The 11,531-nt window shown below is 70.4% G+C and carries 12 protein-coding genes and 1 pseudogene; 6 read left to right on the forward strand and 7 right to left on the reverse strand.

Annotation, left to right across the window (positions count from 1 at the left end):
* Window positions 1-591: cyclic nucleotide-binding domain-containing protein (locus tag HKK74_RS28015; protein WP_246492057.1), on the reverse strand; the 591-nt coding region annotated here is incomplete at its 3' end.
* A gap of 535 nt (window positions 592-1,126) precedes the next feature.
* Between HKK74_RS28015 and HKK74_RS28020 the strand changes: the two genes are divergently transcribed.
* Both HKK74_RS28020 and HKK74_RS28025 read left to right on the forward strand, forming a co-directional pair.
* The gene (locus HKK74_RS28020; RefSeq protein WP_187246373.1) at window positions 1,127-1,894 is read left to right on the forward strand and encodes a bestrophin-like domain; all 768 of its coding nucleotides are present in this window, start codon (window positions 1,127-1,129) and stop codon (window positions 1,892-1,894) included.
* Window positions 1,895-1,986: 92 nt separating this feature from the next.
* Window positions 1,987-3,090, forward strand: a complete 1,104-nt coding sequence (locus tag HKK74_RS28025) for a calcium:cation antiporter (RefSeq protein WP_187246374.1) — start codon at window positions 1,987-1,989, stop codon at window positions 3,088-3,090.
* 231 nt (window positions 3,091-3,321) lie between these two features.
* Here HKK74_RS28025 and HKK74_RS40275 read toward each other — a convergent pair.
* A pseudogene (locus HKK74_RS40275) lies at window positions 3,322-4,281 on the reverse strand (MFS transporter); the annotation flags it as partial.
* A gap of 107 nt (window positions 4,282-4,388) precedes the next feature.
* Here HKK74_RS40275 and HKK74_RS28030 point away from each other — a divergent pair.
* Complete coding sequence (locus HKK74_RS28030) at window positions 4,389-5,429, forward strand: LacI family DNA-binding transcriptional regulator (protein ID WP_222722822.1); 1,041 nt, start codon at window positions 4,389-4,391, stop codon at window positions 5,427-5,429.
* Window positions 5,430-5,471: 42 nt separating this feature from the next.
* Here the strand turns inward: HKK74_RS28030 and HKK74_RS28035 are convergent, their stop codons facing one another.
* Both HKK74_RS28035 and HKK74_RS28040 read right to left on the reverse strand, forming a co-directional pair.
* On the reverse strand, window positions 5,472-5,789 hold the full coding sequence (locus HKK74_RS28035) for a hypothetical protein (protein WP_187246375.1): 318 nt from the start codon (window positions 5,787-5,789) through the stop codon (window positions 5,472-5,474).
* Window positions 5,790-5,936: 147 nt separating this feature from the next.
* On the reverse strand, window positions 5,937-6,395 hold the full coding sequence (locus HKK74_RS28040; protein ID WP_187246376.1) for a hypothetical protein: 459 nt from the start codon (window positions 6,393-6,395) through the stop codon (window positions 5,937-5,939).
* 188 nt (window positions 6,396-6,583) lie between these two features.
* Between HKK74_RS28040 and HKK74_RS39310 the strand changes: the two genes are divergently transcribed.
* The 3 genes from HKK74_RS39310 to HKK74_RS28050 all read left to right on the forward strand — a co-directional run bounded on the left by HKK74_RS39310 (window position 6,584) and on the right by HKK74_RS28050 (window position 8,378).
* Window positions 6,584-6,895, forward strand: a complete 312-nt coding sequence (locus HKK74_RS39310; RefSeq protein WP_222722823.1) for a MerR family transcriptional regulator — start codon at window positions 6,584-6,586, stop codon at window positions 6,893-6,895.
* 74 nt (window positions 6,896-6,969) lie between these two features.
* Window positions 6,970-7,386: a hypothetical protein gene (locus HKK74_RS39315; RefSeq protein ID WP_222722824.1), complete on the forward strand. Its 417-nt coding sequence runs from the start codon at window positions 6,970-6,972 to the stop codon at window positions 7,384-7,386.
* Window positions 7,387-7,487: 101 nt separating this feature from the next.
* A complete protein-coding gene (locus tag HKK74_RS28050) occupies window positions 7,488-8,378 on the forward strand; it encodes a PhzF family protein (RefSeq protein ID WP_187246377.1) in 891 nt (296 codons plus the stop codon).
* A gap of 130 nt (window positions 8,379-8,508) precedes the next feature.
* Here the strand turns inward: HKK74_RS28050 and HKK74_RS28055 are convergent, their stop codons facing one another.
* The 3 genes from HKK74_RS28055 to HKK74_RS28065 form a co-directional block, all read right to left on the reverse strand.
* Complete coding sequence (locus tag HKK74_RS28055) at window positions 8,509-9,948, reverse strand: DEAD/DEAH box helicase (protein ID WP_187246378.1); 1,440 nt, start codon at window positions 9,946-9,948, stop codon at window positions 8,509-8,511.
* A gap of 374 nt (window positions 9,949-10,322) precedes the next feature.
* Window positions 10,323-10,526 carry a cold-shock protein gene (locus HKK74_RS28060; RefSeq protein ID WP_187246379.1) on the reverse strand — a complete coding sequence of 68 codons (204 nt, stop codon included), beginning with the start codon at window positions 10,524-10,526 and terminating at the stop codon, window positions 10,323-10,325.
* Between the two features lie 231 nt (window positions 10,527-10,757).
* Window positions 10,758-11,498, reverse strand: a complete 741-nt coding sequence (locus HKK74_RS28065; protein WP_187246380.1) for a 3-keto-alpha-glucoside-1,2-lyase-like domain-containing protein — start codon at window positions 11,496-11,498, stop codon at window positions 10,758-10,760.
* Window positions 11,499-11,531 lie beyond the last annotated feature (33 nt).

Here is an 11,531-nt window from a genome sequence, read left to right on the forward strand (position 1 = left end):
TGAGGCCATCGCCACGGCGGCCTCGCCGTACTCGTTCTGGGCGAGCTGCCGGCTGGCCTGGAATCGCTCGAGGTGTGAGCTCAGCGCCGTTGACCGGTCGACGGCCTCTTGGATCGCCTGCCGGGGCAGCACCACCACTGTGCAGCCGGTGACAGCCTTGATCGTGAAGTCCCAGTCGTCCTGTCCGCTGAGGAATGCCTGTTCGCCGAGATAGTCGCCGTCCGCGAGCACCTCCAGAACGGTCTGGTCGCCGTAGTGACCCGGGCGGATCTTGTTCGCCTTGCCGTGGGCGAGGATGACGACCTCGTCGGCCAGTCGCCCGGCTTCGATGATCACGTCGCCGGGCTCGTACTCCCGTTGGACGAAGGCGTCGGCCAGTGCCTCGAGCACGGCGTCGTCCTCGAACTCCCGCAACAGGCGAAGCTCCCGTAGTTCCTGCGGGATGACCCGTACCTGCGCGCCGGCGGTCGTGAAGGCCACGCGCCCGTCACCGATCGTGTAGGTGAGCCTTCGGTTCACCCGGTAGGCCCCGCCCGAGACCTGCACCCACGGCAGCAGCTTCAGCAACCACCGTGAGGAGATGCCCTGCATCTGCGGAATGGACTTGGTCGTCGTCGCCAGATTCCGCGCCGCCGTCGTATCCAGACTCAGTTGCGGTTGGCCGTTTTGAGCTGCCGATTGTACGGACTCCGTCATGAATTACACCGCCAAGCTAATTGCGCCGACAGATGGGGTTGTCGCGGCAAAGAAAGAGCGGTCGCCTTTCCGGAGAAGCCTTCTCGAGCGGAGGTTACCTAGCGCACTTGCTTGATCACAACGTGCAATTAGAGGTAGTTGGTCGGAATTTGTATCCATTTACATACTTTTGTGACCTGCAATGGCGCCGGCCGGCCGAGAGTCGAGGACGAGTCGCACCCGTGTTCTCCGCGCCCCACAGAGCCACGACGAGGCGATCGGATGGATCCCGCGCTTCCGGCGTGCCGGAGTGTTGATCGCTGGGCCGTCCAAATTTGTTGCATTTGTTGGCGAGTGCGCGCATGACGAAGTGGAAACGTCGAGAACGTTTTTCAGATCGGGCTGGCAATTCTCCACCTCGTGTGCATAATCCGGTGAAGCGGAGGTGGAGATGATGCCCTATCTGGTACTGGCCGCGCTCGCGGCCGTCCTGGCGGTTGTGGTCGCCGCGCTCACTTTCAGGAAATTCGCCAAGGACGACGACGAACCGGACGGCGCCACCGCGGGCCACGCGGGGTCGATGCTCTCGGCATTGTTCCTCCTGGTGTTCGCCATCGCCGTCATCGTCCCGTGGACCGTGGCCGACACGGCACAGCAGAACACCTATGCCGAGGCCCGTTCCCTGACCGAGGCGTACTGGGAGACCGACGATCTCCCGCCGGCGGCCAGGCAGGAGATTCGCCGCCGGATCGACGCTTACACGAACTTCGTCGTCAGCCGGGAATGGCACGCCATGGGCGACGGCAGACTGAACGACGAGGGATGGAGACAGCTCGACGCACTCCGCGTGACGTTGAACGGGCTGCAGCTCAAGGACAAGGAGCAGGCTGATGCTCGCGACGACATCGTCGACCGGGTGAAGGAGACCTATGCGTTCCGCAAGCAGCGCGGTGTCGACGCACGGTCCGGCCTGCCGCCGGGAATTCCGATCCTCACCGTGTTGACCGGCGTCATCATCGTCATCTTCCCGTTCCTGGCGGGTGCCAAGCCGCGCGGGATGACCCTCGTGCCGTTGCTGGTCATGTCCGCGCTGCTGGGCATCAGCATCTACCTCGTCTTCAACATCGAGCACCCCTTCACCGGCGGTCTGGCCGTCGGGCCCGATGCCTTCACCTCCGCGATGCGGGAGTTCGCGCGGATCCAGGCCGTGGCCCCGTAGGCCCGGATCACGACTCCACGCGAAGGCCGCCGACCCAGCGTCCGGGCATCCCCTAACCACCCCATCGGGGCGGAACAGGCAGCATGGGGTGCATGATGCGGTTACTCCGGTCAGCCGTCGCCCGGTGGATGATCGTCGTCCCGGCGATCGCGGTCGTGGCCCTGGCGCTGACGTGGGGGCGGCACCTGCTCGGATTCGTGGTGATGATCGTGGCCGTGCTGCTCGCGGGTGCGATCCTGGCCGCCGTCCATCACGCCGAGGTCGTCGCGCACCGGGTCGGCGAACCGTTCGGCTCACTGATCCTCGCGGTGGCGGTCACGGTGATCGAGGTGGCGCTGATCGTCACTCTGATGGTCTCCGGAGGTCCGAAGACGGCGTCCCTGGCCCGCGACACGGTGTTCGCCGCAGTCATGATCACCTGCAACGGCATCGTCGGGCTGTGCCTGCTGGTCGGCGCGCTCCGCCGCCGGGTGGCGGTGTTCAACGCCGAGGGCACGGGCGGAGCGCTCGCGACCGTGGCGACGCTCGCCACCCTGAGCCTGGCGCTGCCGGCCTTTACCACGAGCAGGCCAGGACCGGCCTTCTCCCCGCCGCAACTGGCGTTCGCGGCGGTCGCCTCCCTTGCCCTGTACGGCCTGTTCGTGCTCACGCAGACCGTCCGCCATCGCGACTACTTCCTCCCCGTCGGACCCGACGGCACCGCGGCCGACGCCCCCGGCGAGCACGCCGCCCCGCCCTCCGCACAGGCCGCCATGACCAGCCTCGGCCTGCTGCTCGTGGCCCTCGTCGCCGTGGTCGGGCTCGCGAAGGTGGAGTCACCGGTGATCGAGTCCTCGGTCGAGTCCGCCGGGCTCCCGCAGCCGGTCGTGGGTGTGGTGATCGCGCTGCTGGTCCTGTTGCCGGAGACCCTCGCGGCGGTACGGGCCGCCCAGCGAGATCGGATCCAGACCAGCCTCAATCTGGCGTACGGCTCGGCCATGGCCAGCATCGGCCTGACCATCCCCGCCATCGCCGTCGCGTCGATCTGGCTGACCGGGCCCCTGCTGCTCGGCCTGGGCGCCACCCATCTCGTGCTGCTCGCGCTCACCGTCGTCGTGAGCACGCTCACCGTCGTGCCCGGCCGCGCGACCGTACTTCAGGGCGGGGTGCACCTCGGCCTGCTGGCGGCTTTCCTCTTCCTGGCCGTGAGCCCCTGAAACGGCAAGGTCCCGAAGAGATTCATCGATGCCCGCCGGTCGAGGTCGCCCGGCGAGGACGCGGCCACAGCACGCCGCGGTGACGGTGACCACGAACGCGGACACGAGCAGGGCCGTGCCGAGGCTGCTCACGGCCGCGAGGGCGCCGATCAGCGCGGGTCCCAGGAAGCTCCCGAGATACGCGATCGCGGAGACCCGGGCCACCGCGGCGGCAGGTGATCGTCCGGCTTGCGCCGCCCGATGTCCGGCCACACCGAGAGCGATCGGGAATGTGACGGACAGGCCGAGGCCGAACACGGCGAATCCGGCCAGGCCGGCGATGGGCCGATGCAGGAGCAATGCACCGCCCAACCCGATCGCGGCCGTCAGTGCGGCGCAACGGAACAGCATCACCGGGCCGATCCGGGCACGCAGGTGATCGCCGGCGAGGCGGCCGAGCGTCATCGCGGCCAGGAACGCCACCAGGCCGCTCGCCGCGAAGGAGTCCTCGGCACCGAGGTCGTACAGGTACACCGCCGCCCAGTCGTTGGCGCTGCCCTCGGCCATGGTCACGCCGAACGCCACCGCTCCCAGCGCGAGCAGCCGACCTCTCGGGGACGCCTGATCGGAGGGCGGCCGCACGGTATCGGCGTCGGCGTCGTCTCTGATCAGCCACCGTGACGAGATCACCGCGGTCAGCGCGGCGGCCGCGCCGACCGCCCCGAAGTGCGCCATCACTCCGTCCGCCAGCCATGTCGCGAGCACGCCGGCACCGGCCCCCGTGATGCCGCCGAGCGTGTGCATGGCGTGCAGCCGGGACAGCACGGCCCGGCCGTGGTGCCGTTCCAGTACGACTCCGTTCGCGTTGATCGCCACGTCCACCACACCGTTGGCGCAGGCGGAGATCGTCAGCACGAGAACGAGGACCGGCAGGTCGGGGGCGGCGCCGATCGGCGGCAGCAGCAGGGCGAAGAGCGGTAGCGAGAGCCGCAGTGTCACCCGGCTGCCGAACCTGCTCACCAGCAGGGCTCCCACGCGGAGCCCGACGATCGCCCCGCCGTTCAAGGCGACGAGGGCGATCGCGAGGTCCGCCGCGCTCAACCCGAGTGCGGTCTTGACGGCCGGGACGCGGGCCGCCCAGGTGCCGAAGACCAGTCCGGCCAGGAAGAAGGCACCGGCGACGGCACCGGCGGCTCCGCGATTCGGCGACATGACGACCCTTCTGAACTAGTACAGACTGAACTAGTTCAGGACGCTACCATCCGGATGTGGCTCACCGGGAGGGGAAGAGAACGGGCGGCGGGCGGCCAGGCCGCGGAGTGACGCTGCAGGATCTCGCTCGGAGCCTCGGGGTCTCGAAGGCCACCGTCTCCAACGCCTACAACCGGCCCGACCAGCTGAGCGCGAATCTGCGGGACCGGATCCTGGCCGAGGCGGATCGCCTCGGCTATCCGGGCCCCGACCCCATCGCGGCCACCTTCAGCCGCCGCCGTGCGGGAGCGATCGGGCTGGTCTTCGACGACCCGCTGACCTACGCGTTGACCGACCCCGCGGAGGTGCTCTTCGTGACCGGGATCGGCGAGGTGTGCGAGCGGACCGGGATCGGGCTCGTCCTCATTCCGCGCGGGCCGACCGAGGACCTCGTCCAGCGGGCACTGGTCGATGGCTTCGTCTGCCATTGCGATCTCGACGGCGACGACCGCCTGGACATCGCGCTCGCGAGGGAGCTGCCCGTGGTCGTCGTCGACGGCCCGCCGCGCGCCGACGCCGGACACGTCGGCATCGACGACTTCGGGGGCGCGGCCTTGGCCGCACGTCACCTGCTCGAGCTCTGCCATCGCCGGATCGCCGTGCTGGTCGGCCCGCTCCACGCCGACGGCGGCAGTGGACCGGCGAGCCCGGCGCGTCAGGAGAGCGCGCGCTATCACGTCACGCTGCAGCGGCTGAAGGGCTATCGGAGCGAGATCGAGAGCGCGGGACTGGACTGGGCCGACGTGACCGTCGCCGAATGCGCGCCGTACGGCAGGGAGGCCGGATACCGCAACGCGTGCGCGCTGCTCGACCAGGAGAGGCGACCCACGGCCCTGCTCGCGGAGAGTGACGAACTCGCGCTGGGGGCTCTGCGCGCCGCGACCGAGCGGGGCATCGACGTACCGCAGCAACTGTCGATCGTCGGATTCGACGACGCGCCACCGGCGGCGTGGGCGACCCCCGGGCTGACGACCGTACGGCAACCGCACCAGCAGAAGGGACGCGCGGCCGCCGAGTATCTACTCGGCCCGCACCGCAACGAGCGGACCGTCCTCCCCGTCGAACTGGTCACCCGCGGCTCCACCGCGCGAGCCCCTCGGTCGCCCTGAACATGGTGGCCGGAGACGCGCTCCGTCGGCCGCGGTGGCGCGTCAGTCGAAGAGAAGCACGAACGCCACCACCACGGCGAGCACCACGGTGGCGATGACGAACCAGAGGACGACCGCTATCAGCGTCAAGGTCGTCAGCAGGCGGCCGAAACCGTCACCGGCCCGCTTCGCCCGCCGCCGTGCCCAGATCGCGAGCGGGAACGCGGCGATCTCCAGCGGAAGACCCAGGATGAAACCGGCACCGGGAAAGAGCAGTACGGCGTACCCCACGCCGGCCAGGAAGGCGGCGGAGTAGGCGACCTTGTCGCGGTCGCCACCAGCGAGCCCGGCCCTGCCGGAACCTGGATCATCAGAGGCCACGGCCGGAGTGTGACACATCCCCCAGAACGTCCGCCAGACACCAAAGCCTCGTCCGGCCACCTGGTCGCGGCCAGGCGTGCGGTCAGGTCGTCCAGGTCCGCCTACGGGTGTCGAGGGTGAACGGGCGGACGGCGGTCTGGTCGGCCGTCACGGCATCCGCCCCCATGCCCGGTCGTCGTCCTCGCGCTCGGGTTCGCCGGCGGCCGCGCGTACGACCGCCACCTCGTTCTCGTCCAGGCCGGAGTAGCCGCTGCGCCGGTGCTGCTCGGCCTGATCGTCGATCCACCGGCCATGGGCCTCCCAAGCGGCCTGCTTGCTGGTCCCCAGGGCCGCACCGATCTGTGACCACGAAGCACCGGCACTGCGGGCCGAGCGCACGGAGAGCTGACGCCCGTAGCCGGCCTTCCGTGCGATCACCTCGCCCAGCGCGAGGAGCTCCAGGGCCTCGTCGCGCGACAGCGGCACGGCGTCGGGATCAGGCGGCGTGAGCGGAAGGTCGTCGTCATCGACCGGCGTCGCGAGGGAATCGCGGGCACGGAGCTTGTCGTAGCGCGCGGCGGCGGTCAGCAGGGTGAACCGGCCCTCGATCTCATCAGGAGTGGACATGGGGCCGATTCTGACGTCAAGACAACCTGACGTCAAGTTGTCCTGACGCACTTTCGCAGAGACCCATTCGCGGCTCCATGACCACGGCCACCGGCGAGCCCGGCCGCTCAGCCGCCCCGAATCCCGGTGCCGACGACCGCCCCGCGTCCGGTTGACGTTGACGCGGCGTCAATGTTTCTACTTGTTCCATGCGCATCGGAGAGCTCGCCGACCTCGCCGGGGTCACCACCCGCACAGTCCGGCACTACCACCACTGCGGACTGCTGCCCGAGCCCGCCCGCCGGTCCAACGGATACCGCGTGTACGGGCTGCGCGACGCGCTGGAACTCGTCCGTATCCGGCGGCTGACCGAACTCGGCCTGAGCCTGGACGAGGTCAGGGACGTGCCGCCGACGACGCCGGCAAGGAACTGCACGAGGTCCTCGCCGAACTCGACTCCGACCTGGCCCGGCAAGAGGACGTCATCCGCAGGCGACGCGCCCGCCTGGCCGAGCTGCTGAGGCAGGCGGAGGAGGGCGACGGGTTTCCCGCCGAGGGGCCGGTCTCACCCGAGCTCACCGCGTTCTTCGGCGAGATGGCCCGCACTTCGGCGCGGCTGCCGGGGCCCGAGCCGATGATGGCGGTGCAGGAGCGGAAGCTGCTCGCGCTGCTGGACGGTGCGGCCACCGTCGAAACCCGCGGGTGGCTCGAGGTCCTGCGGTCGGCGACTTCCGCCCCCCACGCGATGCAGCGCGCGTACGAGATCTACGCGCGGATGGACGAGCTCGCCGACGCCGCTGTCGACGATCCGCGGGTCGGCGCGGTGGCACAGGCCATCGCGGACACGATTCCGGACGACATGGTGCAGGCGATGGCTCTCGGCTCCGAGCACGCCCCGCCGGTCCACGAGGAGGGCGGTGCCTTCGCCGAGGCGTTCTTCGCGGACTTCGCACCCGCCCAGGCCCAGGCCATCCGGGAGGCCATGCGCCTGTTGTACGAGCGGACCCGATGAGGACGACCCGAAGTGGATCAAGGATCGAGGCACTCCTGTGTGCCCCGATCCTTGATCGACTTCCTCTACACGGCGCGGGGGGTCGGTGGTATTGAGGGAGAATGACGGAATTTTGGCGCCCAGACGTCCCTGAGGTTCTGAGGTACGCGGCCTTCACCGCCGACCCGGCGGGCGGCAACCCCGCCGGTGTAGTGCTCGACGCCACGGGCCTGGACGACGCGACCATGCTCGCGATCGCCGCCGAGGTGGGCTATTCGGAGTCCGCCTTCCTGACGGCGCCCCCCGCGGATCTCGGCGATCCGGCGCGGGCGTTCACGGCGCGGTACTTCAGCCCCAAGGCGGAGGTCACGTTCTGCGGGCACGCCACCGTGGCCACGGCGGTGGCGCTGGCCGAGCGCATCGGGCCGGGCGAGCTGGTCTTCGCCACGCTGGCCGGGATCGTGCCGGTCGACGTGGTGGCGGACCGCGACGGTACGCTGCGGGCCACTCTGACCAGTGTGGAGCCGTACGTCGAGGAGGTCGGGGCGGGCGATCTGGCCGAGCCACTGGCCGCTCTCGGCTGGCACACCGGGGAGCTCGATCCCGCACTGCCGCCGCGGATCGCCTATGCCGGAGCGCGTCATCTGGTCCTGGCCGCCGCCACCCGAGAGCGGCTGGCCGACCTGGACTACGACTTCGAGCGGCTGACCCGGTACATGACCGGGCTGGACCTCACCACCGTGCAGCTGGTGTGGCGAGAGTCCGCGGACACCTTCCACGTACGCGACCCCTTCCCCGTCGGCGGGGTGGTCGAAGACCCAGCGACCGGGGCGGCCGCGGCCGCGTTCGGCGCGTACCTGCGCGAGCTCGGCGAGGCCGGTCCCACCGCCCTGCTGACCCTGCATCAGGGAACCGACATGGGCCGGCCCGGGCTGCTGCACGTGGAACTGCGGAAGGGCGACCCCAGGATCCGGGTCTCCGGAGCCGCCGTGCACATGCCGGACGAGGGCTGAGTCCGGCCCCCGTCACCCGACCGGCTCGCCGAGACATCGGGCGAGACCGGGCGAGGACGGGTGCCCAGCGAATACAGGTGGTCAGCGGATACGGGTGGTCAGCGGCGAAGGGTGCCGGGCGAGGACGGTGCTAGGCGGCGGCGGCGCGGCCGGTGCCCTTCTGCTGTGAGCCATGACGCGACGCGCCACGGCGCCCACCTCCCGGACGCCCACGCCGGCCACGGCCGGACGCACCGGCGTTACGCGCCCTGGGACGCTCGGCCGGTACGGGGGCCACGGTGACCGGGACACCGGACGGGGTCTCGGCGCCGGTGATGCGAGCGAGCTCGGCATCGCCGGGACGTACCCGCGTGGTCTCCGGCCGGATGGCGGCGGTAATCATCATCCGGTCGAGTTCCCGGCGCTGGCTCGGGGTCACGAGGGTGACGACGGTGCCGGACTCACCGGCGCGCGCGGTGCGGCCGCCACGGTGCAGGTAGTCCTTGTGGTCGACCGGCGGGTCCACGTTGACGACCAGGTCCAGGCCGTCGATGTGGATGCCCCGAGCCGCGACGTTGGTGGCCACCAGCACGGAGACCTGTCCGGTGCGGAACTGCTCCAGGGTGCGCGTGCGCTGCGGCTGGGACTTGCCGCCGTGCAGCGCCGCCGCCCGTACGCCCACCGCCAGCAGCCTGCGGACGAGCCGGTCGGCCGCGTGCTTCATGCCCACGAACATGATCGTCCGGCCGTCACGGGCGGCGATGTGCGTGGTGATGTCGTGCTTGTCGGCATCGGTCACGTGCAGCAGGTGGTGCTCCATGGTGGTGACCACGCCCTCGGACGGGTCGACCGAGTGGGTGACCGGGTCGCTGAGGAAGCGGCGGACCAGCCGGTCGACGTTACGGTCGAGCGTCGCGGAGAACAGCATCCGCTGCCCGCCCGGAGCGACCTGGTCGAGCAGGGCGGTGACCTGGGGCAGGAAGCCCATGTCCGCCATCTGGTCGGCCTCGTCGAGCACGGTGATGGACACCTGGTCCAACCGGCACGCGCGCCGATCGATCAGGTCGGCGAGCCGGCCCGGGGTCGCGACGACGACTTCGGCTCCGCGCTTCAGAGCGTTCGCCTGCCTGGAGATGGACATTCCGCCCACAACGGTCGCCATGCGCAGGCGCACACTGTCGGCGTACGGCGTCAGCGCGTCGGTGACCTGCTGGGCCAGCTCACGCGTCGGAACGAGCACCAGGGCCAGCGGGGTGCCCGGCTCGGCACGCCGCCCGGCCGTGCGCGCGAGCAGCGACAGGCCGAAGGCGAGGGTCTTGCCGGAACCCGTCCGGCCGCGGCCGAGAACGTCCCGGCCGGCCAGGGCGTCCGGGAGCGTGGCCGACTGGATCGGAAACGGCTCGGTGACCCCTTCGCGGGTCAGTGTCGCCAGCAGGGCCTCGGGCATGTCGAGTTCGGCGAAGCTCTCCGCCGGCGGGCGCGCCGGCGTCGACTGCACCGGGGTCGCGGGGGCGGAGCGAGCGGCGGCCGGGCGGCCGGCGCCGGTGGAGCGGGACGAACGGGACGAGCGGGACGAGCGGTTGCGGGGCATGCGTTCGGTACTGATGATCTGCCCTTTCTGGGCTTCAAGAGCGTCTTGGGGCGCCTAGGGACGGCGCCGCACCGGCCCGGGCGCGGATCGCACCGACGAGCCGAGGTGAAGCGGGGAACGACGGGAGAACGGGGGCGCGCGATGTACCGGCGCGCCCGGCACTGTGGACGGTCGCGAAGACCTCACGCCAGGACTCGGGCCGGTCGGCGGCGGTACTTCTGCCGCGACGGACCGGCCGCCTGAGCGGCGTGTCCCGTCGTGCTTCCCGGGTGTGGATGCGGCGCGCGGTTCCATGTGGCCGCAGCGTGCCGCGTGAGGCGACGGCCGAAGGCCCGCACCGACGGTGCGGGCCCGGTCGCGTGATCTGCGTGAGGTCAGAGCGTGCGGATGTTCTCTGCCTGCAGGCCCTTCTGGCCCTGCGTGACGTCGAACTCCACCTTCTGGCCCTCGAGCAGCTCACGGAAGCCCTGACCGTTGATGTTCGAGTAGTGGGCGAAGACGTCAGCGCCGCCATCATCCTGCGAGATGAAGCCGAAGCCCTTTTCGCCGTTGAACCACTTCACGGTGCCGGTTGCCATATCTGTCTCCTTCTGGGGCAGTGCTGGTAAGCCCGCACTTCGCGGGCCCGGGTGTCGCCGTGATGATCGCCCCGTCCGGAGATCCGGATGAAAACAAAAAGCGCCTGAGGTCACAACCAGCAGGCGCACACAAAGTCCATGGGAACCACAACTGCAACTGTCACAAGCTAGCACGTCCACGGACGAGTTGGGGACACCGGCCGCCCGACCAGCCCTCCCCGTGGGGCCGTCTCAGCGGGGGCGCGCCGTGATGGAGCGGAACTCGGTCTCGGCGTCCTCGGTGTAGACGCCGACGGCGCCGGAGAGGTACGGGCGCTCCTCGTCGGTGCGCACGGTCAGCTCGCGATCCTTGACCCGGATCGTCATGGTGGCGCCGCGCTGACTGATCTTGACCTGGTACCAGCGGTCCACCGGGAAACCCGGACCGCCGGTGGCGAGGAACCGCTGCCCGCCGGGATAGGCGGGGTCGCGCTTGCCCAGCTCCCAGCCGTTGGGTTTCAGCGTCAGGTAATAGAAGTGGTGCTCGTCGGCATAGGCCCAGACCACCCAGGCGACCTCCCAGGGGTTGGGCTCCGGGCTCCGGAGCTGCTCGGTCGTCCGCAGGCTGACGCTCAGGTCCAGGTCGTGGTAGCCGCTGCGCGACACCACGAGGCACGCGTGGGTCTCGGCCGGCTGCACGGCCGGTTTCGGCCGCAGCACGATCGTGCCGTTCCGCGCGCCGCTGAACCCCTCACCGTCGAAGACCGCCCGCCACCGCCCATGCGTCGTGCCGTCCCGCCACCGGTGCAGAACCCCGTCGTCGGAGTCCGGCAGGAACGCCGTCACCAGGACGCCCACCAGGCCGGCGAGCGCGAGAACGGTCGGACAGCCCACCCGCGGCCGGAGCCACCAGCGGCGGCGACCATCGCGCTGCGACGCCGCGACGCGGGCGGGCGTGACCCACCGTTCGTACAGGGACGAGAACGCCTTCATGGGGCCACCGGGACTCTGGGTGGGCGGTGGCCG

It is taken from the genome of Actinomadura alba (assembly GCF_014323705.1).
In the GTDB taxonomy this organism is placed as follows: domain Bacteria; phylum Actinomycetota; class Actinomycetes; order Streptosporangiales; family Streptosporangiaceae; genus Actinomadura_C; species Actinomadura_C alba.

What these genes read in the sequence shown, in the direction of transcription:
- HKK74_RS28055 (WP_187246378.1), bottom strand. Translation starts at nt 9,948, where the DNA reads ATGCCCCGCAACCGCTCGTCCCGCTCGTCCCGTTCGTCCCGCTCCACC.
- HKK74_RS28065 (WP_187246380.1), bottom strand. Translation starts at nt 11,498, where the DNA reads ATGAAGGCGTTCTCGTCCCTGTACGAACGGTGGGTCACGCCCGCCCGC.
- HKK74_RS39310 (WP_222722823.1), top strand. Translation starts at nt 6,584, where the DNA reads ATGCGCATCGGAGAGCTCGCCGACCTCGCCGGGGTCACCACCCGCACA.
- HKK74_RS28060 (WP_187246379.1), bottom strand. Translation starts at nt 10,526, where the DNA reads ATGGCAACCGGCACCGTGAAGTGGTTCAACGGCGAAAAGGGCTTCGGC.
- HKK74_RS39315 (WP_222722824.1), top strand. Translation starts at nt 6,970, where the DNA reads ATGGCCCGCACTTCGGCGCGGCTGCCGGGGCCCGAGCCGATGATGGCG.
- HKK74_RS28020 (WP_187246373.1), top strand. Translation starts at nt 1,127, where the DNA reads ATGATGCCCTATCTGGTACTGGCCGCGCTCGCGGCCGTCCTGGCGGTT.
- HKK74_RS28050 (WP_187246377.1), top strand. Translation starts at nt 7,488, where the DNA reads ATGACGGAATTTTGGCGCCCAGACGTCCCTGAGGTTCTGAGGTACGCG.
- HKK74_RS28025 (WP_187246374.1), top strand. Translation starts at nt 1,987, where the DNA reads ATGATGCGGTTACTCCGGTCAGCCGTCGCCCGGTGGATGATCGTCGTC.
- HKK74_RS28040 (WP_187246376.1), bottom strand. Translation starts at nt 6,395, where the DNA reads ATGTCCACTCCTGATGAGATCGAGGGCCGGTTCACCCTGCTGACCGCC.